At 42.6% G+C, this 25,464-nt stretch carries 23 protein-coding genes; 4 read left to right on the top strand and 19 right to left on the bottom strand.

Features of this window, described 5'->3' with window-relative positions; all coding sequences use genetic code 11:
- Positions 1 to 8 precede the first annotated feature (8 nt).
- The 3 genes from ABEQ24_RS22060 to ABEQ24_RS22050 all read left to right on the top strand — a co-directional run bounded on the left by ABEQ24_RS22060 (position 9) and on the right by ABEQ24_RS22050 (position 2,844).
- On the top strand, positions 9 to 446 hold the full coding sequence (locus ABEQ24_RS22060; RefSeq protein WP_430008758.1) for an Rrf2 family transcriptional regulator: 438 nt from the start codon (positions 9 to 11) through the stop codon (positions 444 to 446).
- Between the two features lie 235 nt (positions 447 to 681).
- Positions 682 to 2,604, top strand: a complete 1,923-nt coding sequence (locus ABEQ24_RS22055; protein ID WP_430008757.1) for an alpha/beta hydrolase — start codon at positions 682 to 684, stop codon at positions 2,602 to 2,604.
- 36 nt (positions 2,605 to 2,640) lie between these two features.
- Positions 2,641 to 2,844, top strand: coding sequence for a hypothetical protein (locus ABEQ24_RS22050; RefSeq protein ID WP_430008770.1), 204 nt, complete (start codon positions 2,641 to 2,643; stop codon positions 2,842 to 2,844).
- 41 nt (positions 2,845 to 2,885) lie between these two features.
- On the opposite strand, the gene ABEQ24_RS22045 is transcribed toward ABEQ24_RS22050, so the two are convergent.
- The 11 genes from ABEQ24_RS22045 to ABEQ24_RS21995 all read right to left on the bottom strand — a co-directional run bounded on the left by ABEQ24_RS22045 (position 2,886) and on the right by ABEQ24_RS21995 (position 14,899).
- Entirely contained in the window at positions 2,886 to 3,344 is a 459-nt protein-coding gene (locus ABEQ24_RS22045) for a hypothetical protein (RefSeq protein WP_430008756.1), read from the bottom strand.
- A gap of 154 nt (positions 3,345 to 3,498) precedes the next feature.
- A complete protein-coding gene (locus ABEQ24_RS22040) occupies positions 3,499 to 4,635 on the bottom strand; it encodes an ADP-ribosylglycohydrolase family protein (protein WP_430008755.1) in 1,137 nt (378 codons plus the stop codon).
- Positions 4,616 to 5,674, bottom strand: coding sequence for a LacI family DNA-binding transcriptional regulator (locus ABEQ24_RS22035; RefSeq protein ID WP_430008754.1), 1,059 nt, complete (start codon positions 5,672 to 5,674; stop codon positions 4,616 to 4,618). Before ABEQ24_RS22035 ends, ABEQ24_RS22040 begins: the two co-directional genes overlap by 20 nt.
- Positions 5,675 to 5,694: 20 nt before the next feature.
- Positions 5,695 to 7,797 (bottom strand): ADP-ribosylglycohydrolase family protein, encoded by a 2,103-nt coding sequence (locus ABEQ24_RS22030; RefSeq protein ID WP_430008753.1) that lies wholly within the window; start codon positions 7,795 to 7,797, stop codon positions 5,695 to 5,697.
- A gap of 406 nt (positions 7,798 to 8,203) precedes the next feature.
- On the bottom strand, positions 8,204 to 9,661 hold the full coding sequence (locus ABEQ24_RS22025; RefSeq protein WP_430008752.1) for an extracellular solute-binding protein: 1,458 nt from the start codon (positions 9,659 to 9,661) through the stop codon (positions 8,204 to 8,206).
- Between the two features lie 30 nt (positions 9,662 to 9,691).
- Entirely contained in the window at positions 9,692 to 10,570 is an 879-nt protein-coding gene (locus ABEQ24_RS22020; RefSeq protein WP_430008751.1) for a carbohydrate ABC transporter permease, read from the bottom strand.
- A gap of 8 nt (positions 10,571 to 10,578) precedes the next feature.
- Positions 10,579 to 11,478 (bottom strand): ABC transporter permease, encoded by a 900-nt coding sequence (locus ABEQ24_RS22015; protein ID WP_430008750.1) that lies wholly within the window; start codon positions 11,476 to 11,478, stop codon positions 10,579 to 10,581.
- Complete coding sequence (rbsK, locus tag ABEQ24_RS22010; RefSeq protein WP_430008749.1) at positions 11,471 to 12,373, bottom strand: ribokinase; 903 nt, start codon at positions 12,371 to 12,373, stop codon at positions 11,471 to 11,473. The genes ABEQ24_RS22015 and rbsK overlap by 8 nt, the downstream gene beginning before the upstream one ends.
- A gap of 11 nt (positions 12,374 to 12,384) precedes the next feature.
- On the bottom strand, positions 12,385 to 12,696 hold the full coding sequence (locus ABEQ24_RS22005) for a DUF4387 domain-containing protein (protein WP_430008748.1): 312 nt from the start codon (positions 12,694 to 12,696) through the stop codon (positions 12,385 to 12,387).
- Positions 12,693 to 14,048 carry an acyclic terpene utilization AtuA family protein gene (locus tag ABEQ24_RS22000; RefSeq protein WP_430008747.1) on the bottom strand — a complete coding sequence of 452 codons (1,356 nt, stop codon included), beginning with the start codon at positions 14,046 to 14,048 and terminating at the stop codon, positions 12,693 to 12,695. Before ABEQ24_RS22000 ends, ABEQ24_RS22005 begins: the two co-directional genes overlap by 4 nt.
- A gap of 146 nt (positions 14,049 to 14,194) precedes the next feature.
- Positions 14,195 to 14,899 (bottom strand): DUF421 domain-containing protein, encoded by a 705-nt coding sequence (locus tag ABEQ24_RS21995; RefSeq protein WP_430008746.1) that lies wholly within the window; start codon positions 14,897 to 14,899, stop codon positions 14,195 to 14,197.
- A 192-nt stretch (positions 14,900 to 15,091) separates the two neighbouring features.
- On the opposite strand from ABEQ24_RS21995, the gene ABEQ24_RS21990 reads away from it, so the two are divergent.
- The gene (locus tag ABEQ24_RS21990; protein WP_430008745.1) at positions 15,092 to 15,343 is read left to right on the top strand and encodes a YhdB family protein; all 252 of its coding nucleotides are present in this window, start codon (positions 15,092 to 15,094) and stop codon (positions 15,341 to 15,343) included.
- A 113-nt stretch (positions 15,344 to 15,456) separates the two neighbouring features.
- Here the strand turns inward: ABEQ24_RS21990 and ABEQ24_RS21985 are convergent, their stop codons facing one another.
- The 8 genes from ABEQ24_RS21985 to ABEQ24_RS21950 all read right to left on the bottom strand — a co-directional run bounded on the left by ABEQ24_RS21985 (position 15,457) and on the right by ABEQ24_RS21950 (position 25,076).
- Complete coding sequence (locus ABEQ24_RS21985; protein ID WP_430008744.1) at positions 15,457 to 15,984, bottom strand: NADPH-dependent FMN reductase; 528 nt, start codon at positions 15,982 to 15,984, stop codon at positions 15,457 to 15,459.
- Positions 15,985 to 16,000: 16 nt separating this feature from the next.
- Positions 16,001 to 16,642: a response regulator gene (locus ABEQ24_RS21980; RefSeq protein ID WP_430008743.1), complete on the bottom strand. Its 642-nt coding sequence runs from the start codon at positions 16,640 to 16,642 to the stop codon at positions 16,001 to 16,003.
- A gap of 13 nt (positions 16,643 to 16,655) precedes the next feature.
- A complete protein-coding gene (locus tag ABEQ24_RS21975; RefSeq protein WP_430008742.1) occupies positions 16,656 to 17,777 on the bottom strand; it encodes a GAF domain-containing sensor histidine kinase in 1,122 nt (373 codons plus the stop codon).
- A 307-nt stretch (positions 17,778 to 18,084) separates the two neighbouring features.
- Positions 18,085 to 19,815 (bottom strand): phospho-sugar mutase, encoded by a 1,731-nt coding sequence (locus ABEQ24_RS21970; RefSeq protein WP_430008741.1) that lies wholly within the window; start codon positions 19,813 to 19,815, stop codon positions 18,085 to 18,087.
- Between the two features lie 386 nt (positions 19,816 to 20,201).
- The gene (locus tag ABEQ24_RS21965) at positions 20,202 to 21,872 is read right to left on the bottom strand and encodes a glycerol-3-phosphate dehydrogenase/oxidase (RefSeq protein WP_430008740.1); all 1,671 of its coding nucleotides are present in this window, start codon (positions 21,870 to 21,872) and stop codon (positions 20,202 to 20,204) included.
- A gap of 147 nt (positions 21,873 to 22,019) precedes the next feature.
- On the bottom strand, positions 22,020 to 23,510 hold the full coding sequence (gene glpK / locus ABEQ24_RS21960) for a glycerol kinase GlpK (RefSeq protein WP_430008739.1): 1,491 nt from the start codon (positions 23,508 to 23,510) through the stop codon (positions 22,020 to 22,022).
- Between the two features lie 18 nt (positions 23,511 to 23,528).
- On the bottom strand, positions 23,529 to 24,344 hold the full coding sequence (locus tag ABEQ24_RS21955) for an MIP/aquaporin family protein (RefSeq protein ID WP_430008738.1): 816 nt from the start codon (positions 24,342 to 24,344) through the stop codon (positions 23,529 to 23,531).
- Positions 24,345 to 24,515: 171 nt separating this feature from the next.
- A complete protein-coding gene (locus tag ABEQ24_RS21950; protein WP_430008737.1) occupies positions 24,516 to 25,076 on the bottom strand; it encodes a glycerol-3-phosphate responsive antiterminator in 561 nt (186 codons plus the stop codon).
- Between the last annotated feature and the right edge of the window lie 388 nt (positions 25,077 to 25,464).

Below are 25,464 nucleotides of genomic sequence, written 5' to 3'. Positions count from 1 at the left end.
GGACGTTTATGAGATTAACCAACTATACAGATTATTCTTTGCGGGTGCTGATTTATCTGGCTACAAAAGAAAAAGATAATCTATCCAATATAAAAGAAATAGCAGAAGCCTATCAAATCTCAAAAAATCATTTAATGAAAGTCACTTATGAGCTTGGGAAATTAAATGTAATCGAAACAATAAGAGGCCGGGGCGGCGGCATTCGGCTTGCGAAGGATCCTGCTGAAATCAACATTGGGTTCATTGTCCGGCAGACCGAAGACGACTTCAATCTTGTTGAATGCTTCGATCCAAAGAGCAATGCATGTGCGATTTCCCCTGCCTGTACATTAAAAGGGGTGCTGCACAAAGCGCTGCAGGCCTACTTTGAAGTGCTTGACTGCTATACGCTTGCAGATCTGGTTAAAAACAAATCGATGCTTGCCAGATTATTAAATAACACCTGAACCGGGGGCTGTTCAATAAGTCATTTTTACTGACTTATGGGACAGCCTTTTTTTTGAGGACCATACACCATCAAAAATGGCAGCACTTGCTGGGATTAACGCCACTTTTTAAGCTTTGCAAGTTCGGCTTTACTTTTCAGAATAGTTTGTAAATATATCCAGTATCTTATATGATCAAATCAGGAGAATTTAAATAAGCTATAACACAAGGAATATTTCAAAAGGAGGATCCAAAGTGGGGAACAAAAAAGTATGGCTTCTGCTTCTTTTTGTCTTTTTCATGGTCACCTTAACAAATCCCTCTTTCACTTCAGCCAAAAAGCCTCATGAGCGGCCAGCAAGTACAACAGCTGTTGAGATGATTACTTCAAAAGCATTATTAAAGGATGAACGGCCTAAGCAACATAAGCTCACCTATAAGATCTATCTTCCAAAAGGGTATGATAAAAAAAGGGCAAAAGGATATCCGGTTGTTTATTTGCTGCACGGCAGCGGAGGAAATGAACACAGCTGGGATGATTTTTTTGGAAAGCTTGACGAAATGATTGAAAATAAAGAAATTGAGCCGATCATTGCCGTTGTCCCTGCATCAGGCAACTCCTATTGGGTGAACTCTAAAAAGTACGGTCATTATGAAAGCGCTATTATAAAGGACTTAATTCCGCATATCGATAAAAAATACAATTCTGCCGCTGAACGCAGCGGAAGATTCATTTCAGGCTATTCAATGGGCGGATACGGGGCCCTAAGATATTCAATGGTTTACCCCCATCTGTTTTCTGCGGCAACTCTGTTAAGTCCGGCCATCCAAAACGCAGAGCCTCCCGCTACATCCGGGGCGGTTGAAAGGGGAAGTTTCGGAGAACCCTATGATCCAAATCTGTGGAATGCAAACAATTATCCAACTGCAATTGAAAGCTATGTAAAGCAGCGTCATCGGGTTCCAGTCTATATTGTAACGGGTGATGATGACTGGAATCATTTGAGTGAAAAGGAAGATTTGCCTTCGGATGCGTATAAATACAATATGGAGGTTCAGGCTGTACAGCTCTATCAGGAGCTTCACAGAAAAAACCTGTTCGGTCTGGATTTTCCGAAGTGGGAAGATGTTCCCTCTAGTCCTGCTGAACTTAGGATCATTAACGGCGGCCATGGACTAGAAGTATGGCTGAGGGGGTTTCAAGAAGGACTAAAGTATATGTTCGGAAAATCGGAAAGCCCTGAATTTTCTCCAATCTATGATCCAGCAAGCTATAGCTCTGAAAAGAAAGGAACTGTGAACACCTACTCGTATCATGCTCCAAGCCTTACTCAAGATGAAACGCCAGGTAATGATGAGCTGAAGTATGTCGTTTATTTGCCTGAAGAATATGACCCATATGCTGAAAAAAAATATCCTGTCCTCTACTTGCTGCACGGTTCCTACGGAAATGAAAAAAGCTGGGACAAATTCTGGCCAATTTTAGATAAAATGATTCAAGATAAAAAGATTGAACCCGTGATTGCTGTTGCACCTGTTACAGGCAACAGCTACTGGGTTGATTCACTCAAGTATGGGAACATGGAATCGGCCGTCATCAATGATTTGATTCAAAAAATAGATGATGATTTCCATACGATTTCAGACCGGAATGGCCGCGGGCTGGTTGGCTATTCAATGGGGGGATATGGAGCATTGCGCTACTCGCTTGTTTATCCTCACCTGTTCGCCGGAACGTCGCTGTTAAGTCCGGCTTTGCAGGCTTTCGATGCACCTGAAACATCGGGTGCAGTTGAACGGGGTTCATTTGGAGATCCTTTTGATCCAGCCATTTGGAATTCGTTAAACTATCCGCTGGCTCTTGAATCCTACGGCCAGCAGCCTTTTGAAGTACCGGTGTTTATTATGACAGGAGACGATGACTGGAATCATATAAGCGAAAAAGAGGATCTGCCGGCGGACGCTTATAAATACAATATGGAAGTGCAGGCAGTTACCTCTTATCAACTCCTTCACAGATCGAATGTCTTTAAAAGGCCTTTTGAGAAGTGGGATCCTGTGCCGGGCAGTCCTGCTGAACTCAGAATATTAAACGGAGGCCACGGCATGTCTGTCTGGGCTGCAGGATTTGAACAGGGTTTAATCTATATGTTTGAAAATGGTCTTCGGGCACAATAGTAAAAAGAACTTGTCTCACAGTTCAAATTAAACACGCTGATTGTCGACTTTTCGGGAGTATACAAGGTCGATGAAATGGTAGTGGACAGTTTGGAAAAATTAATTCTTTCACTGGGCCTGATTGGAGTAAACCCCATTCTGACAGGGTTGAGAGCAGAGAAGAGCCTAAGCTTCATCAATGCAGGAGCATCAATGGATAAAGTGGAAATTAAATCTACAGTAGAACAAGTTTTGGCTTAGATATGTACGCTTGGCAGCTGCCAAGCTTTTTTTGCCTTGAATTACATCACAGAAGCGGTATGATTCATTGTTTTTCCTTCAATCTTTTCATAGAGATTTTTCACTCTCATGGCAATGTCATCACAAAGTTCCTGATAGTGGGCAAATTCTTCTTCGTCGTTCTCAAATGAATACATGGTGAGATTCGGCAAATTCCATGAGAGGACATTCTTTCCTTCTTCATGAACAGGCGGCGTTTTTTCCTGCTTATAATCGTACATTTGAACGACAAATGATGCTTTATTTAAAAGCTCCAGGTCAATTTTTCCCGAGTCAAGATCATCAAGAGACATATTTACTTCTTTCATGGCCTTTACGCAAGCAGGGTCAATTTCTGAAGTGACAAGACCGGCACTTTCGATTTGCCATTTACTAGAGAACAGTTTTTTTGCCCATGCTTCTGCTATTAAGCTCCTGCAAGAGTTAAAATAAGACAGAAAGTAAATGGTAGGTTTTCTCATCGCTGTACCTCTTTCCTTAGGTTTGTACTAATCTTTACCCGGTCTGCATATAAACTACACATTTATTTACATCCATTTAGTGGATAACGTCCGTAAAATTGGAAGAGCCTAGAAATATAAAGCCGCAGCAAGTTCTCCCGCTGCGGCCTTTATATTAAAAGCCGATTCTTCTTATCCTCTCTTCAAAATAAGCTTTATCATGTTTAATGATTGTCATGGCCGTTTCATAAGCTGTCTTTGATAAATCCTGAAATGATCGTTTATTGACTGCATCAAGTTCCTTCATCAGATCTGCAGGCAATGAGGATTTTCCATTCAATGCTCCTGCGATCGCTCCGCCCATGCTTGCAATCGAATCTGAATCATGGCCGTAATTCACACCTCCGATGATCGTCTTCATCGTATCGCCTCCCGCTACCAAAAATAAAGCAAGAGCAATCGGCAATTCTTCAATAGAGTGCATTCTGCTCGGGGTGTTTGCATTTCCTTTGCCCTGTTTTTTGCGGTCAGAAAAGGTTTTTACTGTATCGAAAGGCTCTATAGCACGTCTTAAATCCTCTCTTGCTTCGAGGACATCTAAATGAACAGCTGCAGCATCCAGCACTGATTCAATGGCAAGCTTTGTACCATCTTTAGCCAGAGTCCGGGAGACAGTTAAGATACTTTGCACGGACGCATTTTCGCTCATGGCTTCAGCTACAGCTGCTGCCATTACACCCGCTGCTTCTCTGCCGTAGCTTGTTTGATGGGCGCCGGCAAGATCAATCGCTTCTTGATAGGCACGTTCAGGATCTCCAGCATTCATCATGCCAACCGGACTCATATACATGGCTGCCCCGCAGTTCACCATATTTCCGATGCCCGCTTCACGGGGATCTACATTGGCAAGCCTGTGCCTGAGAAAGAGATATTGCTCTGGATAATATAGTCTTGTGATAACAGGAGCTTCTTTTCTGAGCTCAGGAATGTATACAGTCTTCTCTGCTATTTCCTCCACTAATTCTTCCGCAATGTCATAAGCGGTTAAATGTCTTTGCTTCCTTTCATAAATCTTCAGCAGGGCCTCTACCATTAATGTATCATCCGTTATGTGCCCGTTTCCCTTTTCAAGAGGCCTCATATTGCCTGGTTCCTTCCATGAGTCACTTGCCGGTTCACGAAATGATGTAACAACCCCGAATTTTTTCCTGATGACTTCAGGAAGCAGCCCCTCCGTCGGAGAACCCATCGCATCCCCAATAGCGCCCCCGTATAGTACACCTTCTATTTTCTCAAGCATCCGATCCGTCATTGTCCCTCTCCTTTCCGCTTGTATTCCCCTGAAAACCAAGCGTAGAAGCTCTTGCCTGGAGTTTTAATTCAAGCTTCATTATTAAATCATTCTCTTCTTCTTTTCCTTCAATCAATTGAATTAGCTTGTCTGCTGCAGCCACCCCTATTTCATAAACAGGCTGCTCAATCGTTGTGATCTCAGGCTCTACTAGCTTCGTGAGGTCAATACCGTCAAACCCTGCAATTGCAATCTCATCAGGAATTTTCCTCCGAAGCGACTTCAGCATTTTTAAACAGCCGATCGCCATTAAATCATTGCCAAGAAAAAAACCATCTGCATCCGGGTGCTCCGTTATCGCTTTCAAAGTCAGCTGCCTCCCGCTTTCAAGGCTGAAATCACCTTCATAATGAATGACAGGATGCTCCGGGCAAAACTGTTTTAAACTGTCCGTGTAGCCTCTCAGCCTTTCTTTAGATGGAATCAGCTGTTTCGGCCCGCCTATGTGGATAATCTTTTTGCATCCGACTTCAAACAGGTGGCAGACAGCAAGCTTCGCACCGCTATAATTATCAACTGCCACAGAATTTGTGGATGTTACATTGGCCGCACGGTCTACAATTACAAACGGAATCTTCTTTTCTTTCAAAAGCTGAATAGATTTTCCCTTGAGCTGATAAGGAGCGAAAATAAACCCGTCAATGTACATATTCTCAAAGCTTTCCCACATGGAAACTCCCGTGATTTCGTTAGAACCGGCAGGCACCAGAATCATTTTGTAGCCTTTGCGCCATGCTTCTTTTTCAATGGCTTGAACTAACTGGGGAAAGAAAGGGTTGCTGATATCCGGAATGAACAAAGCAATTGTATTTGTTTTTTGCCTTGCAAGACCCCGGGCAATTTCATTTGGTTTATAGTCCAACTCTTCCATGACAGACTGAATTCTTTTTTCTGTTTCATGACTGACGTAACCTTTTTTATTCAGATATCTGGAAATGGTGGCAACAGAAACATCTGCTCCCCTTGCCACATCCCGAATTGTTGCTTTCTTCTCCCTCAAATGATTTCCCCCTGAAAATCCTATAGTTCCTTCACTTCAAAATCTGACAGAAGCGCTTCGCCTTTCCCGAGGACGGAAAATCCAATCATTCCCCGCTTAAAGCGTTCATCTTGCGTCTGAATAATCCGTCTGCCGTTGATGAAAAACTCAATGATATTATCTTCGCAGGACACTTCAAACTGGTACTCCACACCAGTGGTCCATTCATACGGGACTTCAATCAATCTTTTCATTCCAAAATCGTTTAAAATCAGCGAAACCTTATTTTCCCCGTCAAATCCCGCTTTGTAATGACGGCAGATTCCTTCTGCTCTGAAAATCATCATGTGCTGATCACCGCTCATCGGCTGAACAGTGGCTCCCGCCTTATAGTCTTTGGAATAATAATTTCCTGTAAAAGAAGAGCACTCATCCTCGGATTTGCATCTCATTTTTCCATTTTCAAGGCTCACTTCACCCATATGATGGGCAAAAGGAGTAACAGATTGGAACTCAATTGCCTGTTTGCTGAAATCAATTTTATAGTTGGCCTTCCCGGATATGTGAAATTCATCAATGAATAGCTTTCCAAAAGCCCGGTTCAGCAAGTGAGACGGACTTTCTATGATGACTCCGACCTCATCGATGATCGCACCGTCCGTGTCAGGAATCATAAACTCGATATTGTTCCACTCTTGATTGATCAGCCGGAGCGGTTCAAGCTTGATATCCTCTTCGTTATACGTGTTTCTGACATACGGTGTGACAAAGAAATCCTCCCCCTGCCACTTGTCACAATAGATCAGCATGCTGACCTGCTGGCCGCTGCAGGCTTTCGGGGCAAATGCCGGTTTATATTTTTCATCATGAAAGTCTTTTCTCCTGTGAAAAGGTTTGTAGAATACCTTGCTTGCTTCGCCTTCTATCATCCGGTCAATGAATATTTCAAGTGAACCCTTAGTTTCATAACCGGTTTGACTGCTATGTTTTATAAATGTCTTGAAAGGAAAATTTGTTTGAAATCCGTGTGTAGATCCTGGAAGGGTAAAGTCGAAATAAATTTGACCTTCCTTGAAGCTTTTCAGCAATCCGCTTGGAGCCGACTGCTTTGAAACCCTATAGCCGAGCAGGGCAAGTTCTTTTGCAAATGTGGGAATATCCATAATGTTCAAATAGCCCGAGACACTTGAGAGCACAATAAAGTCATTGATCGGCTTCCTGTAATGCTGCGGAATTTTATTGATTCCATTCCACACTCCCGCAATCGTCCCGATCTTGCCTGCATTGCAATCGGTATCCCAGCCGCACATGGCGGCAATTTCAATCGTTCTTTCAAAGCTTCCATTTCCATATAAAAGTGCAAGTATGCAAACACCTGCGTTAGGGATAATATGACAGACCCCCGGATATTTATCGTACCCCCAATTCTCTTCTAAAAATGTTCTGCAGGCTCTGTAATCTTCAGGATGTTCCCAATGAAAATCCATCACCTCGTTTACGACTTTGGCGTAAGTGCTGTCATCCGGAATTGTTTTCAGCGCATTAGCTATGATTTCCGGAATGGTCTCTGCACGAAAGGCTTCCGCAATGCATGCAGCAATGAATCTGGCTCCGTAAATTCCATTCTTGTCATGCGAAACACTCGCCGCCTTTGCTGCATAATCAGCCGCCTTCGCTGGGTTTCCAGGAAAAAGAAGCCCCCATGTATCGACAAAGATCTGTCCGCCAATCTGTTCCGCAAGCGTTAAGCCATTTTGACCTGCAGATCCAGAATGCGGAGGCATAATTCCTCTCTTCAAATTCAGATAGGCTGTATGCTCTGTGCTGATGCCTTCACCGCCCCACCAGAACATGCCGATACCTTCACGGGTGTAGTTCAGCCATGCGCGTCCGACATCTTCGGCCGTAAGCTCACGGTCAGCTGCATCATCATAAAGAGCCCTGATAAAAAAGGCGGGCCCGTTTGCATCATCATCAGCTGAGAAGACTTTATAATCTTTCAGATATCCCTTTATATCACCAAACACATCTTGAATTCTCTCAAAAGTCCATTCAAGAGGCTCAATGGGCGCTCCGAGCCTTATTCCAATATTCATTCCAAGAAACCCTGCATACACACGCTCAAGATAATCTTCAGGAATCAACCGCCATTCCCCTCTCCCATTTCAGTTTCGCTGCAATTCCTGCTGTTCTTTCTAACTTACGTAGGGAAACAGGCTATCATTCTATCTTTTTATTAGAAAAGCGGAACCGACTGTTCAGGCCCGACAAACAGATAAGGATCCGGCTGAAAAGGCGCTTTTTGCCTTTACAGACGGAGCCGTTCTGGACGAGGGACTAGGAGGTGGAGCTGGACAATCAGAAAAGCGGAACCGACTGTTCAGGCCCGACAGACAGATAAGGATCCGGCTGAAAAGGCGCTTTTTGCCTTTACAGACGGAGCCGTTCTGGACGAGGGACTAGGAGGTGGAGCTTACCATCCATGCGAAAACTATATCCTTCTCTATTTTAAAAAAGAGAGATCCCGAATTCAGAATCTCTCTCTTTTTTCTATTTCAATTGCTTGTTTGCGTATTCTGTAATCTCTTTTCCGCCTGCAGCATTCCACTCTTTCACGAATGCATCAAAATCCTCAAGCGGACGTTTTCCTGTAATGATATCCGTTGCATATTCTTTATAAAGATTCTCCATTGCATCCCAATTGGCAATATACTCCTCCGGCAAAATAAAGAGGTTATCTTCCTGGTAGAACTCATTGACCATCTTCAAAGATTCTTCAGCAGCTTCTCCGAGGAGCGGCTTTTCAAGGGGCATTTCAGGTTTAAATTCAGATGGCTCCCAAAATCTCGCAAACCATTGCTCATAGTACGTGTTTGTAAGATTGATCTTTCCGTCTTCTGCCTTATAGTGCTCCCCTTCAAAACCAAGGCGGTCAATCATTTGTCCTTCTGGGCTTGCGAGGTAATCAAGAATTTTAAACGCGAGGTCCTTTTTATCTGATTGCGAGGAAATGGCTACTCCTCTCGCTTCTTTTGTAACATCTGTTGCACCAAATCCCTGGCCTTCTCCTTTAGCTGGGGGCAGGACCTTGACTCCTGTGTTTTCGCCATTTGTCTGCATCATTTTCCCATTGTAGATATCAATGACTTTGCCCGCTGTACCGACAATTACGCCTGCTTCACCGTCATAAAAAGCTTTTTCCTTTGTATCCCATTCTTTCGTGATATACCCTGGGTCTAGAAGACCTTCTTTGTATAATTTTTGATAGAATGCAAGCTTCTCTTTTTCCTGATTCGATACTTTGTAATACTCAAATTCGCCTCGGCTTTCGAGCCATGATGAAGTGATGCCAAACGACATGTTGAAGATCGCATTCAGTTCTTCAAGATCTCCAGCTGCCGTAAAAGCATAAGCAGGTTTCCCCTCTCCGCCCGGAGGATTCGCTTTTAATTCTTTAAAGAAATTGTAATAATGATCAATTGTCGGATCAGCAGCAAGTGCTTTTGATGTTTCCATTTTTTCAAACCAGTCGCCTCTGATTACCGGCGTCTTTTGAGAAAGCGGCTTCACCCACAATAAGTATGGATAATTTTCAAGCCTTTTTTTGTTCCATGGTTCAAGACTGTCCTTTAAATACTTCGATTTTTCAAGATGAGGCGTTAAATCTTCAAGCAAGTCCTGATCTGCAATTTGCTGATCTCCTCCCTGAAAATAAATCAAGTCAGGAATATCGCCGCTAAGCAGCAGCAAATTCAATTTTTCAGCATAGTTTCCCTGAGGCATTTCAACAAGCTCAAATTTCACATTGAGGTTCTCATCATTCTTAAGACCTTGTTCAAGCGCTTCAAAATAAGCCACTGAAGCGGGATTCGATGGGTTTTCATCCTTCATCACAATCCGGATCGTTGTGGAGCCATCCTCATTTTTCTCTGACGTTTCCGTTTTTTCCGAGCAGCCTGCGGCAAATGCAAATAGACTTGCAAGCATAATCAGCATAAGTTTCTTCATGGCCATTCTCCTTTTTATTATCAATTTGCCTTAATCCTTTACTCCGCCTTCTAATGCACCCTTTGCATAAAACTTTAGAATGAAGGGATACATAATTAAGAGGGGAACGATGGCAAGCATAATCGTGCCTGCCTGCAGCGAGCCAAAATCAAGACTCGCCACACTTTTGTACTCTAAAAGTGTCTGCACTCCGACAAGTGAGGCATTATCACGCTCAACTACGAACTGCCTGAGCACGAGCTGCAGAGGCCATTTTCCCGGGTCTGTCAAATAAATGGACGCCCGGAAAAATTCATTCCAATGAAAGACGGCGTAAAATAAACCAAGTGTTGCAAGTGCAGGCTTAGACAGCGGCAGCATAATTCTGAAAAAAATATTTAAGTGACCTGCTCCGTCTATTCTTGCTGCTTCAAGAATACTTTCAGGTACATCTTCAAAAAACCGCATCATAATAAACAAATAATAGACATTTATGGCTTTATAGAGAATAAGAGATAAATAGGTATCAAGCAGACCGAGATCCTTTACAACTAAATATTCAGGTATCAGGCCAGGCTCAAACACCATAATCAAAATCAGGATCACCATAAAAAACGTTCTGCCGACAAGTCTTTTTCTTGTTAAAACATAGGCTGCGAGTGCAGTAAGAAGCAGATTCAGCAAAGTTCCAGCCACAGTGATAAAAATAGAATTGAACAAACTTTTTACGATAAGCGGATTTGAAAGCAGGATTTGATAATTAATCAGGGAAAATCCTTTCGGAATCAGCGACAGCCCCGTCATCTTATGAGCATTTTCTGGAACTGTAAGGGACATGGCAAGCAGGTTCACAATCGGAATAATCATTGTAAGGGTGATTAAAAATAGACTTGAGTAAAGCAGGATTTTGGACAGGTTAAATTTTTTCATAGAATCCCTCACCAGACCCCTTTCCCGGTCAGCCGTTTTGCAAGGAAATGAGTGCCGAATATTAAAACGACCCCGATCGCTCCTTTAAATAAACTCGCTGCTGTAGCGTAGGCATACTGACCGTTCAGAATTCCAATTCTGTATACATATGTATCCAGAATATCGACAACGCTGATGACGGAATCATTCATAAAGTTAATCACCTGATCAAAGCCTGCGTTCATAAAGAAGCCTAAATTCAGAATAAATACCGTAATAATCGTATTGCTCATTTCCGGCAGTGTAATATACCTAATTTGCTGAAGACTTGATGCTCCGTCCATCCTTGCTGCTTCATAAAGGGAAGGACTGATTTTCATTATCGCCGCTAAATAGATAATCGAGTCCCAGCCGGCACTTCTCCACATTTCAGAAAAAACAAGCACCCAGCGGATTTGATCCTTGCTTGTCATGTAATCAAGCGAAGGCATCTGAAAGAAATTCCGGATCACGTTCACTCCGCCGTCCACAGGACTAAGCAGGCTGATCCAGACACCGGCAATAACAACCCACGACAGAAAATGAGGCAAATAAACAATGGACTGAACATATTTCCTGTACGGCATATTTCTCACTTCATTGATAAGAAGAGATAGAATAATCGGAATTGGAAAAACAAAAATGATTTTCATCGTGCTGATGATGATCGTATTTTTCAATACAGAAAAAAACGCCGGTGAATCAAACAGGACATGAAAATGCTTCATGCCGACCCACACATTGTCTCCAATAATCCTGTAGTCCTGAAAGGCAAGCTTCATGCCGATTAAAGGCACAATATGAAAGACTGCAAAGTACAGGAGTGCAGGGAATATCATGATGTACAGAACCCAGTCTTTGCGCATGAGCGCCATTTTTTGCTTAATCATCTCTAGAAACCCTGCTGCAGTATTCCTGCACCTCTGCTGCAGTCGGCATCCCGCTCTGAGCCCCTCTCTTTTCAACGCTCAAGCCTGCTGCAATGGCCGCAAATTCCATGCATTCTTTTAACGGCTTCCTCTCTGAAACAGCGAAAGAAAATGCGCCTGCAAACGTATCTCCTGCACCTGTTGAATCAACTGGATTGACTTTGATGGCCGGAACGGTTTCTATTTCCTGACCGGTAAAGTAGCTGATGCCTTGTTCTCCTTTTGTTATCAGGAGTTTATTAGCGTACTTTTTTAAAGCCTCTGCTTCTTCATACTTGCCGTTAAAAATAATTTCTGCTTCATGTTCATTTGGCAGTAAGTAGGTGCAATGGCTGATTATCTCTTCAGATAAAGGCACTGCCGGGGCAGGATTGAGAATGATCTTTTTTCCGTACTTGGCAAGCTCTTTAACGATGTATTCAATCGCGTTTACCGGAATCTCCATTGAAATTAAGATCACTTCTGCTTCTAAAAGGTCATTTATCTTTCCCTGCAAGTAACCTGCATCCGTTTTTGCATTTGCACCCGGCACAACGATAATCCTGTTTTGTGCATCACAGATTTCAATCATTGCACAGCCGGTTGGCCATTCGGATTGCTTCTGAATGTTTGAGATACGAACATTATTTTTTGATAATTGATCCAATAGAAGATTTCCGTGCTGATCGTCTCCCACAGTTCCAAACAGGTTGACTGAGCCGCCTAACCTTGCAGCTGCAGTTGCCTGATTTGCGCCTTTTCCGCCGGGAAAAATGGTAAACTCCTTGCCCATAACGGTTTCGCCCATTTTGGGGGAGATATCTGTTACGGCAACCAGGTCGATATTTAAACTGCCAATGACCGCTATTTTATTCATATACAAATCTCCTAATCTATTTCAAGGTTCATTAAAGGGGCATGCTGCTGCGCGCCATACACATCCCGGTCGAATACAGATCCGGACGAATGGCTTCTGTAAAAGGTGATTTTAAATCCCAGCGCCTGATCAAAAAATACGATATGCTTGATCTGCTCTTCTTTGAGACGATAGAGCAAGCAAATAGCGGCCTCCGTGATTTTGTTTGAATGCTTCACATGAAAGTAATCTTCCCTGTTGCTGAATAAGACATCCAGTGTAATTTCAAATGGTCCGGAGTTTTTGCTTCTGAGCACCTTTGAGTATTCTCCTAAAGTTGTCATAGAACCTCCAGCTGAAACGGCATCTCGTTTTTTTTCAGTTTCATAAGATGATAGATTGAGAACTCATAAACAGGACCAAACTCAATATCGCTCGGGGCAAATGGAAAGGCCAGATTTCCGGCTGTGGACTTCCTTCCTTCATAGCCGTAATGCAAAAATGTGGAGCGCAGCGTTGCACAAATGCTGCTTGCAGCTTCCTGCGTGTCTGCGACAACCTCAAATACAAGACCTATTTCGTGGCCTGAAAAGGGTTCACTTTCGTTTTCTCCCAAAACGGCATTTTTACCATAATGATAAAAATTGATTTGATAAGAATGTGCAGCGATATCTTTGTAATGGCCTGTTACTTCCTTTTTCACATCCGCTTCAATTTGTTCGATGTTTTTAATCAAAATCGGATCGCGGATACCTGCAAGGACAAATGTTCTGTATGCTTTCACTCTGGCACCTTCAAGCTTCACATGATAAATATCTGAAGGAACATACTTGCTGCCGGATACTTCAACTGAGCCCTCTCCTGCTTCTTTAAATTCACACTGAGATAAGTCCAGTAAAAATCCCGGTCCATGGAGAAGATAAGGGTGATCTTTTTCATAAAAGGTATGTGCTGCGACACTTGTTGTACTGCACTTTCGGATTGGATTTAAAGACTGGACAGTAAAAGAGCGGTCTTTAATCGTACCCAGAATACAATCCTTCGTCGTTCCAGGCTCTGCACATAAAGCACCGCATTCCAATATTTTCCCCAAATGATAGGAGAGTCCTGCATCCATCCCGTTAAAAATACCAACAGCAGCAAAAGGAGATGGATCAAACGCTCTTCCGCAGACGATAAGATCACACTTCTGATGAAGAGCTTCTAAAATCGGTTCATGTCCCATCTGGGCGACAATTGATTGAGTTTCAGCTAAAGAATGAAGGGTCAAATCAGGAACATTCGGACTCATTTTCGCGATTCTTCCCTCATTAAAAGCCTGACTGATGTACGCACGATCGAAATCTGCCCAAATAACGCCTATTTTAGGCTTTACTTTCCTTTCCGACAGGATTTCATTGATTATATCCAGCGTCCATTCAACATGAGGTTTTGCACCTGCTCCTCCTGCCGAACCAATGATAAGCGGTATATGAGTATTCAAACCAGCAGTAATAAGGATCTCCAAATCTTTTTTGGCAGCCCTTTTCGAAACGATGCCGACACCTGCCCCTAGTTTATGAGGACCTGCATCTGTTGAACCGGCATCCACAACAATCGCATGAGGCTTCATTCTCATCCCATTCTTGAAGCTCTCAAGCGGAAAGCCGTATCCAAGCATGCCGCATGGTGACAAAATCCGGATTTCTCTGCTCATGCCATCCCCCTGAAATCAATTTTTTGATGCACTACCAAATATATGTAACCGGTTACATATTATTAGTAAAAACTAATGGATTTTTATGGGTATGTCAATGTTTTTTCTAAATTTTGTCTATTTGCTGCCTTGTTTTTGTGGAGATATTATGAATAAAGAAACACCCTCAGGCTGCCTTGCTGATCAAGTGTGCCGAGCAGAATTTCATTCACTTTTTTAGAATGAACGACTTTCAGTTCAGAAACCAGCCAATCTTCATTTTTTCCCAAACGAAGAAGTTCTTTTTTGTTAATGCTGCCTTCTCTGATAATGGTGGCGGGAAGATCAAAGGGTGATGGAGTTAAATTCAAATCAAGGTTGGTAACCGTTTGATGATCCGCTTTTAAAAAACAGGAAATCCTGCCGTCTGACTCAAAAAGCGCATTTGCAACCTTTTCAGGATCTTCAATTTGCTGCTTTCTAAGCTCAGAAAGCAAATCTTCAATGGTTAATCTTGCTTTTTTTAAGCCCTTATAAGAGATCTTGCCATTTGTGATTAAAGGAAAAGCAGGCGGATCAAGAAAGATACGAAACGCATGCCACTTCAGGCTGATAAAAACGCCTGCTGAATACAAAATAATTAAAACGGCCATCGTGATCATGGAACCCTTTAAACCAAGTCCTTCATCAGAAAGCGGATGTGCCATGATATTGCCGATGATAAGTGCAATTACAAAATCAAGCAGCCTGAGCTGGGCAATCGATCTTTGTCCCATGACTTTGGCAGACAATGCTAAAAAGAAAAAAGCAATTACAGCTCTCAGAATCCACTGGATGGATGTAAGCGTTTCTTGCCCGTGAAAAAAATCCATTCTCTCCACTTCCCAATAAGGTGATTAATCATTATTCTTCTCCTCATCAAGGATGTTTATGAGCTGCAAGCAGCACAATTATCCCGGGGAAACACTTCCAAGCTGATTAATAAAGGCTCTCCAACTTTTACACAGAAAATCATTGCCCATTTCACACAAAATAAACGTATCTCCTTCAAGGGAGGAATGTTTGTGGAGATAGTCGATTACGATAAAGCATTGTATTATACACACCGATCGCAGTGGGATAACCTGCTGATACTGATGGTGCGCACAAAAGATGATCTGCTCTCAAAACGAATTGAGCAGTTTCTGCACGCTTATAATTTTGAAAATAACTACGGAGAAGTCGAAAAGAAATTATACTCACTCCTTCGATATATCGATCACGCAGTAGAAACAGGCCATGAGCTGGAAGATGCGGAGTATGCGTATCTGACTTAGAAAAGCGGAAATATGTTCATACAGAAGTTTTATCAGCCGATTCTTCTGGGTAAAAGCTGAAATGTGCCGTTTTCAAGCATAAAAAAATGGAGCGGGATCTCATCCCCTCCATTTTACTTTTGCTTTTGCATGTAAAATTCTACATACATTTTTAGTTCTTCGACCAGCTGGCCAACAAGCACTGCTGAATCTTCAAGCAGTTTTTTGTTTTCATAATCAAAGCAGATCGGATCAAGGGCAAGCTGTTTTGGAATGGCATTTGCATAGACGCCTCTCATCACAGTCCTCATATTATTCAGAGCATTGATTCCGCCTTTTCCGCCTCCGGCAACAGCAATCAAGCCAACCGGTTTATGTGCAAAATGGGAGCTTCCTAAATAATCCAGGGCATTTTTTAATGCTCCGCTCATGCCGCTGTGATATTCAGGTGATAATAATATGATCCCGTCAGCTGCTTTTACCTTGTTTTTCAATTCCTTAACAGCTTCAATTTTTTCCTGTTCTTCCTCCCCATCAAATATAGGGAGATTAAGTACACTTAAATCGATATACTGTGCTCCGTATTTTTCAGCAATGAATGCTGATGCAAGCCGGGTTCTCCCTTTTTTTCTCGGGCTTCCGTTCATAACAAGCAAGTTCATTTTCATTCTTCCTCTCTTATTTGTCCAGGCCATTCCTCACTGCATACAGGGCAGCTTGTGTCCGGTCAGCAAGGGACAGCTTGGATAGAATATTTGACACATGTGTTTTTACGGTCTTTTCTGTGATATAAAGAGAAGCGGCAATTTCCTTATTGCTTTTGCCTTTTGCAATCTCCTTCAATACATCATTTTCCCGATTCGTAAGCGGTGTCAACAGCTTTTCATCTTTTTGATTCCTTTGCATCAAATGGGACATGACGTGAGATGTGACTTTCGGATGGAGTTTGCTTTCTCCTTTCAGTACCTCCCTGACCGTATGAACTAGTTCATCAGGTTCGACATCCTTGAGCTGATAGCCTGATGCTCCAGCCTGAATGGCAGGAATGACATGATCCTGATCGGCGTAGCTGGTCAATATAATAATTTTGATTTGTTCATTGAATGTCCTGATTTCCTTAGTTGCATCTACCCCATTCATGATTGGCATGGAGAGGTCCATTAATATCACGTCAGGCATCAGCGTGCGGACCATATTTACAGCCTCTGCTCCATTTTCTGCTTCTCCGACAATCTCGATATCTTTTTGGGTAGATAGGAAAAAATGAAGCCCTCTTCGGACCACTTTATGATCGTCGGCAATTAACAGGCGGATTCCCATAAACACGCCTCCTTTAAATTGGAATTTTCACTTCGATTTCGGTGCCTTCATTTAATCCAGTGGTTATCTGAAAAGTGCCATTTAATTTTATAGCGCGATTTTTCATTCCCTGAAGCCCTAAAGAAGGCAGAGGAACTTTTTCATTGTAGGCAAACCCTGCTCCCCGGTCTATAATCGACATAGTTACCTCATTTTTCGAACGGTGTATACGGATGGCTGCAGATTTGGTTTGTGCATGTTTTTTGCAATTATTTAACGCTTCCTGACCGATTCTCCACAGCGTTTCCTCTGTATCACACGGCAGCATTTGAACGCCCTGAATATCCGTTTCAAGCTCAAGGCCCAGCACTTTTGCGTAATTCAGCAGTGCTGATGCAATTCCATTTTCCAGTCCTTGCGGCCTAAGCTGCCAGATTAAAGCCCTCATTTCGGCAAGAGCCTCCTGTGAAAGATCTTGAACATACGCAAGCATTTCTTTCATCTTTTGATCTTCTGTCATTTCCTTTGACCCTCTTGCCGTCAGCATGATGGAAAAGAGAAGCTGATTGACGGAATCATGCAAATCCTGCGCCAGACGGTTACGTTCTGCAATGAGTGCAAGCTGCTGTTCGTTTTCAACAAGTTTCATGCGTTTCATAGCGGTCCCTATCTGAAAGGCAACGGCCTCAAGCAAGGCGAGCTCTTCGGTTGTGAAATGAGTTTTATTTGGTGAAGCTACATTTAATAAGCCAATTTTTTCGTTCCCTGTTCGGAGCGGAACAGTAGCATGATGGGTAATTTCATTCGTTTCGCCCCATTCAAATTGCTCCGCATCTTCTAAGCGTTTGCAGTTAATGATGTTGGCGGCCTTGTTTAAACGTCCGTCTGCAAATTTATCGATGCACCAGCAATCTCCTCTGCACATTGCTATTTTACAATCTGTTTCCAGTGCAGGCGGAAGCTTGTGGTCCGCAGCCAACCGATACTGCTTATCTGCATCAATGAGAAAAATCCATCCTGTTTCCATTCCGGTTACGTGAATAAGCTTCTTCAAAACGTCATCAAGCATTTGATCAAGATCATTTGACTGGTTCAGTGTTTCTGCAATCGTCTTAAGTGTCTGCAGTTCCAAAATGCGCTTTTCATCATTAGCCATATTTTTCTCCTCACCATGTTTATATTGATAGTATATCAGCGTTTCTCCTTTTGCTGTCTTCTCAATGTGACTGATTTTTTCTCAGACTTTAGATGGAGATTTTTTTCAAATCTCATTTTAAGCAATGATACGGATTAAATGCCTGTTTTTTCTGCTTAACTTCCGTTTCGAGTATCTATAACGTGCGTGCTCCTCATTTCCGCACAGGCAAATAAAAAAACCGCTGAATCGCGATTTCCTTGCCGATGCCTCTTGATGCATTAAAAAAGCTGAAAAAGGTTCTCCTTTTTCAGCTGCATATTTTATACTAGATTAATTCGTTTACTTTTTTCATAAGAGCAGAAGTTAGAGCTTCAAGCTTTTGCTCGCTGTCAGCAAGTGTTTCGCCTTTTACCCCAAAGTAAAATTTCGCTTTCGGCTCTGTTCCGGATGGACGCAGGCAGAACCATGATCCGTCTTCTAAATAATACTTCAGAACGTTTGAAGGCGGCAGCGTGATTTCTTCTGTCGTTTTAGCTTCTGCATCGAATCGGGTTCCTGCTTTGTAGTCTTCAATCGTCACAACTTTTTTATCTCCCATTATTTCAGGGGGATTGCTGCGGAATGAAGCTAAAATGCTTTGAATCTGTTCTGCGCCGTCTTTTCCTTTGAGGGTCAATGACTCAAGACCTTCACGGTAATAGCCATATTGTTCAAAAATTTCGAGTAAACCTTCATAAAGTGTTTTGCCTTGTTTTTTATAGTAAGCTGCTACTTCAACAGCTAAAATTGCTGCTTGTACAGCATCCTTATCGCGGGCGAAGTCTCCAATCAGATAGCCATAGCTCTCTTCATATCCAAATTGGAAAGTATACTGGCCAGTGCGCTCGTATTCATTGATTTTTTCTCCAATGAATTTAAAGCCTGTGAGTGTATCTATTGTTTCCAATCCGAAAGCAGCTGCTACATCTCTTCCGATTTCTGACGTTACAATTGTTTTAAGGACCACACCATTATCAGGAAGAATGCCCTTATCTTTTTTCTGAGACAGTAAATAGTGAAGCAGAATGGCGCCTGTTTGGTTGCCTGTCAAAACGACATATTCCCCTTCTAAATTCTTCACGGCGATTCCAAGACGATCTGCATCAGGATCTGTTGCAATCAATAAGTCCGCATTGGTTTTCTTTCCGTCACGGATCGCATATTCAAATGCAGCATGCTCCTCAGGGTTCGGAGACTTGACTGTGCTGAAGTTTGGATCAGGCAGTTCCTGTTCTGATACAACGGTTACATTTTTGTAGCCAAGTGCTTCAAAACCGCGGCGAACAGGTTTATTTGCTGTACCGTGAAGAGGGGTAAAGACGATATTCAAATCAACTTCTTTAGAAAGATCAGGATTCACAGAAATCGTGACTAGCTTGTCTGTATAAGCAGAGTCGATTTCTTCCCCGATCATTTTAATAAGGCCTGCAGCTTTTAATTCTGCTTCATCCTTAACCTGGATAGTTAATTCGTCCTCAATTGCATTTACTTTGGCGATGACTTCATCTGCTGCTGCAGGAGGCAATTGACCTCCGTCTTCGCCGTATACTTTATAGCCGTTATATTCTGGAGGATTGTGGCTGGCAGTGACGACAATGCCTGAGAATGCGTTTAAATACCGTACTGCAAATGACAGTTCTGGCGTCGGGCGCAATTCTTCAAAAACATATGTTTGAATGCCGTGGCTTGCAAGGGTTTTTGCCGCTTCCATTGCAAATTCGGGTGATTTGTGGCGGGAATCATACGCAATCGCCACTCCGCGTTTTTTTGCTTCCTCACCGAAGGAATCAATATAAAGCGCAAGGCCTTCAGACGCTTTTCGGACAGTATACATGTTCATGCGGTTAATTCCAGGTCCAATTTCGCCCCGCATGCCGCCGGTTCCAAATTCCAAGTTTTTGTAAAAGCAATCCTCGCGCGCTTTATCATTATCTTCTAAATCTGATAAAAGAAGTCTTAATTCTGAATCTAAATCTGTTTTGCTGGTCCAGCGCTGATAGCTTTTTTCAAAACTCATAACGTACCTCCAATAATTTTAGATTAAAAGTGTTGCTTATTCATTTCTTCATGATTTAGACAATTCCTGCCTAAATTCGCATGTAAAAAATAGAAATCAGTCGATTCCTTGGCTTATTTTAGCACATATTGGGACTTGCTGATATTTTAATTTTGTAAAAAAATTTCAATTTCAAAATAATAAAATCATAAGAAAAGCGCATGCGCCCGTTAGCTCAGACAGACAGATAAGGATCCGACAGAAAGGCGCTTTTTGCCTTACTGGCGGATCCGTTCTGGCCGAGGAGCTGGGCGTTGGAGCTGGACACCCATGCGCAATATTTTATACACTTTCTCATCCAATAAGAAAACGGCAGCCTAATTTAAATCGGCTGCCGTACCCTTTTATCAGTTTGCTTTTCTGGCCACATCAGGCACAACTGCGTCATGCAAATGCTTTTGAAGCTTATCAAAGTGCTGCTGCTTTTGTTCAGGAGTCCATTTCAATTTATCAGCCATGTAATTTGTGACTCCCTCCTGGTGCGTTCTTGCCCAGTTAATATCAAAGTACACTGCACCCGTTCTTCTGACAAAGAAGTCAGAAGGAGTGGCTGTCATTTCTTCAGCCATTGCATAATCAATCTCAGCAAGGATGTAAACGGGCAGTCCATATCTTTGGGCAAGCGGTTTTAACGTCTCCACTCTCTCAAACAGCGCATCTGCATTTGATCCGTATCGTCTTGATAAGTGCTTCGCCTGCATTTCAGTCAGTCCAAGGGACATGCCTTGCTCTGTTTTTGTTTTGACAAACGTTTCAAGACTTGCTGAACCGCCTACATGACCGCCTGAAATTGGCATGTTTCTTGTTTTGCATGCACCAAAATCCTTAAGTCCAGCTTCTTTGAAATCTTTTACAATAAGATCAATAATGTGCTCGGCCATTTTTCTGTAGCCTGTCAGTTTTCCGCCTGCAATCGTGATGAGCCCGGTTTCTGATGTCCAGATCTCATCTTTTCTTGAGATTTCAGACGGATCTTTGCCGTCTTCATGAATAAGCGGACGAATGCCTGCCCAGCTTGATTCAGCATCCTCTGCCCGGATGGAGAGATCCGGGAACATATAGTTGATGGATTCAATGACATAGTCTCTGTCTTTCACAGTCATACGCGGATTTTTCGGGTCTTCCTTATAGACTGTATCAGTAGTGCCAACATAGGTTTTGCCGTCACGGGGTATTGCAAATACCATCCGTTTATCAGGCGTATCAAAATATATAGCCTGTTTTAACGGGAATTTGCTTTGATCAAAGACTAAATGAATTCCTTTTGTCATCTGCAGCGATTTTCCATTTTTAGACTTATCCATTTCTCTCAGCTGATCGACCCAAGGACCTGCTGCATTGATGATTTTCTTAGCATACACATCATATTTTTTTCCGGAAATCGTATCCAAGATATGAACACCGATGACTTTACCTTTTTCGTATATAAATCCGTCCGCTTTTGCATAGTTGACTGCGTCAGCACCGAAGCGCACAGCTTCTTTCATGACTTCGATTGTCAGTCTTGCATCATCAGTTCTGTATTCTACATAGTACCCGCCGCCTTTAAGTCCCTGTTTTTTCACAAGCGGCTCTTTTCCAAGTGTCTCTTTGGCGCTTAACATTTTTCTTCTTTCACCGCGTTTAACAGCTGCCAGGAAATCATAGACACGAAGACCGATTGAAGTTGAAAATGGTCCGAATGTGCCTCCCTTATGCATAGGAAGCAGCATCCACTCAGGAGTTGTTACATGTGGTCCGTTTTCATAGACAATAGCTCTTTCTTTTCCGACTTCTGCCACCATTTTAACTTCAAATTGCTTGAGGTAGCGCAGTCCGCCGTGCACAAGTTTAGTCGATCTGCTTGAAGTTCCCGCTGCGAAGTCCTGCATTTCAACAAGACCGATCTTCATTCCTCTAGAAGCAGCATCAAGCGCGATTCCAGATCCTGTTATTCCTCCGCCAATAACAAATACATCATACGTTTCCCGTGTCATTTTATTTAAGATGTCGTGTCTTCTATCGCTAGAAAAAGTCATTTGGTTTTCCTCCTAATATTTTCCAGAAGGGATTAAAAAAGAGACCACAACAAGCTAGTGCAGCAATAAATGCCTGCTCTAGTGTTGTGGCCTCTCCCAATCTCCAACCGTTCTATTAACTTGATGTTAGTATATCACAAGCTGTGTTTATTTAAAAGCCTGAGCTGCTTTTACCGCTTTTTTCCACCCGCTGTATAATTCTTCGCGGACTTCATCTTCCATATCCGGTTCAAACTGCTTATCTAATTTCCATTGCTTTGTAATATTTGATTTATCTTCCCAGAAGCCTACAGCAAGACCTGCAAGGTAGGCTGCACCAAGAGCAGTTGTTTCATTTACTTCAGGACGCTCAACCGGCACTCCAAGCATGTTGCTCTGGAAATCCATGAGGAAATTATTTTTAACAGCTCCGCCGTCTACGCGAAGAGTTTTTAAGGAAATACCTGAATCAGCTTCCATGGCAGTCAGAACATCCTTTGTTTGATAAGCAAGTGATTCAAGTGTAGCACGGACAAAGTGCTCTTTTGATGTGCCGCGTGTTAAACCGAAAACAGCTCCTCTCACGTCACTGTCCCAGTAAGGTGTACCGAGCCCTACAAATGCAGGGACAACATAGACGCCGTCTGTTGACTCAACACGATCAGCGTAGCGCTCGCTGTCTTTTGCATCTTTAAACATGCGGAGCCCGTCACGCAGCCACTGAATCGCAGAACCCGCTACGAAAATACTTCCTTCAAGCGCATACTCGACTTTGCCGTCAACACCCCAGGCAATCGTCGTTAACAGGCCATTTTCAGAACGGATTGCCTTTTCACCTGTATTCATCAGCATGAAGCAGCCTGTGCCATACGTATTTTTAGCCATTCCTTCTTCAAAGCATGCTTGTCCAAATAATGCTGATTGCTGATCTCCTGCAGCCCCTGCAATTGGCACAGAATGGCCGAAGAAGTGGTACTCTATTGTATTTGCATACACTTCTGATGAAGGCTTTACTTCAGGAAGCATTGATTTTGGAACGGATAAATAGTCTAATAGTTCCTCGTCCCACTTTAATTCATGAATGTTATACATTAATGTGCGGGAAGCATTTGAATAATCAGTTACATGCGCTTTTCCGCCTGAAAGCTTCCAGATCAGCCACGTATCAATCGTTCCAAATAATAGATCGCCTTTTTCAGCTTTTTCTCTTGCACCATCAACATTATCTAAAATCCATTTCACTTTTGTTCCGGAGAAATAAGCATCAATTAATAAGCCTGTTTTTTCTCTGAACGCATCGTTGTAGCCTTTTTCTTTCAATTCTTCGCAAATGCCTGCCGTTTGTCTTGATTGCCATACAATTGCATTGTAGACAGGCTGTGATGTGTTCTTATCCCAGACAACAGCTGTCTCACGCTGATTCGTGATTCCGATGCCTGCAATTTGCTCTGGTTTCACATTCGTTTCTGATAAACAAGTAGCGATTACTGCTAAAATAGATCCCCAGATTTCATTTGCATTATGCTCTACCCAGCCTGGCTTAGGGAAATACTGTTTAAATTCTTTTTGAGCAATGTGAACAATTTCACCTTGTTTGTTAAATAAAATGGCTCTTGAACTAGTCGTTCCTTGATCTAATGATAAAATGTACTTTTCCATGATTTATCCCCCTAAGAATTAATAGACTGCCGATCTTTGTGCTGCTTGTTTTTTAGTCATTGCATAAACAATGCAAAGCATGAAGATTAATGCTGCTGCTACATACCAAAAGGCATTATTCATAGTACCCTTAAATACATAACTGTAAAAGACAGCTGCAAACGAACCTCCCGCGAGCGGTGCAACAACTGGTATCCATGCATATTTCCAGTTCGAACTCCCTTTTCCTGCTATCGGAAGCACAAAATGTGCAAGTCTCGGTCCAAGGTCACGAGCCGGGTTAATGGCATATCCGGTTGTACCTCCAAGCGATAAACCGATTGCAACAACAAGGAAACCTACAATAAGCGGATTTAAGCCTTCTGTAAATGTGTTCGCTCCGATTGCAAGCAGTGTGAGGACAAAAATAAATGTTCCTAAAGCTTCACTGATAAAGTTGGCAAAGTAATTTGGAATGGCAGGGCTTGTTGAAAATACACTGAGCTTTGCCCCTTGATCTTCTGTTTCTTTCCAGTGCGGCAAGTACTGCAAGTATACAAGCACTGCTCCAAGGAATGCTCCAAGCAGCTGGGCAACAATGTATCCTGGCACTAGACTCCATTCAAATGATCCTGAAAAGGCAAGCGCAAATGTGACCGCAGGATTCAAATGCGCACCGCTTATTCCGCCGACAGCATATACAGCCATTGCAACGCCGAATCCCCATCCCATCGTGATAACAATCCACCCGGACTGATGAGCAAATGATTTTTTCAAGCTGACGCCGGCACAGACGCCTCCTCCAAAAACAATCAATATCATTGTCCCGATTACTTCTCCCCAAAAAGCCGTCATGTCTATTTCCTCCATTCTTATAAATGTGAGATAGATTTTAAGAATAAAAAAATCCACAGCAAATGACTTTACATAAAAGTAAAGAACTGCTGTGGATCTCCGTTTCTCCATCACATTTATTAACTTGACTTTATGGTACACGCTTATGAAAGCGGTGTCAACAGAAATATATTATAGTTTTTGATAATTTTTCCATAAATCCATTTCGGATGATGTAACAGCTGTCGCTCCTGCCTGAATGGCTTTATGCACCTCTTCAGATGTTTTCACAAACCCGCCGGCAAAGATCGGAATACCTGTTTTCTCTTTAATCTCTTCAATTAAACTCGGGACAAGTCCGGGAAGAACTTCAATATAGTCAGGCTGCGTTCTTTTAATCAAATCAAGGCTTTTTTCCAGTGCGCTCGAATCAAGCAGAAACAGTCTCTGAATCGCATAGATTCCGCGCTGCTTTGCCTTTGCGATCACATTGGACCTTGTCGAAATTAATCCTGCAGGCTTTACCTCCTGGCAAATAAACTCTGCTGCGTATTCATCGTGCTTCAGTCCCTGAATCAGATCGACGTGGATCAGCATTTTCTTGTTTGAAGCATTGGCAAGCCGGACAATATTCCGCACCTGTCCAAGGTGCGTATCAAGAAGCACGCCGTATGTATAAGGACTTTCGAGAAAACGTTCAAACTGCTTCATATTGCGGATTGCAGGAAGTATCTGCTGGCCTTCAAAACTCATAAATAATCCCCCTTCCATTTATTAGTTAATTTTATAGATAAAAGCATACAAGGAATGTACTATATACGGGATGACAACTCAAGAAGAATTCGATAGTTTGTGGATGTTGGCGCTTAGATTCAGGCTGTCTAAGTCTATTTGACGCGCTAATTATGTCGGTTTCACTGCGTTGGTTCGCTCATTCGTCGGGTTGCTTGTTTCAGACCCATGAACCAACTTTCTTATCGCTGAATCCGGTTTGGCGCACTTCATCCATGAAACTCTTTTGTGCTGTTATCCATGTTTAGAACACTTCCTTCGGCACTCAAGTCAATTTGGTGCTGTTATCCATGGTTTAGAACACTTCCTTCAGGCACTCAAGTCAATTTGGTGCTGCTAAGCCCTGTTT

Origin of the sequence: Metabacillus idriensis (genome assembly GCF_050483325.1) — a bacterium.
GTDB lineage: Bacteria > Bacillota > Bacilli > Bacillales > Bacillaceae > Bacillus_P > Bacillus_P idriensis_A.
Note: the sequence above shows the minus strand (reverse complement) of the source record. Positions and strands in the feature narration are given on the sequence as shown.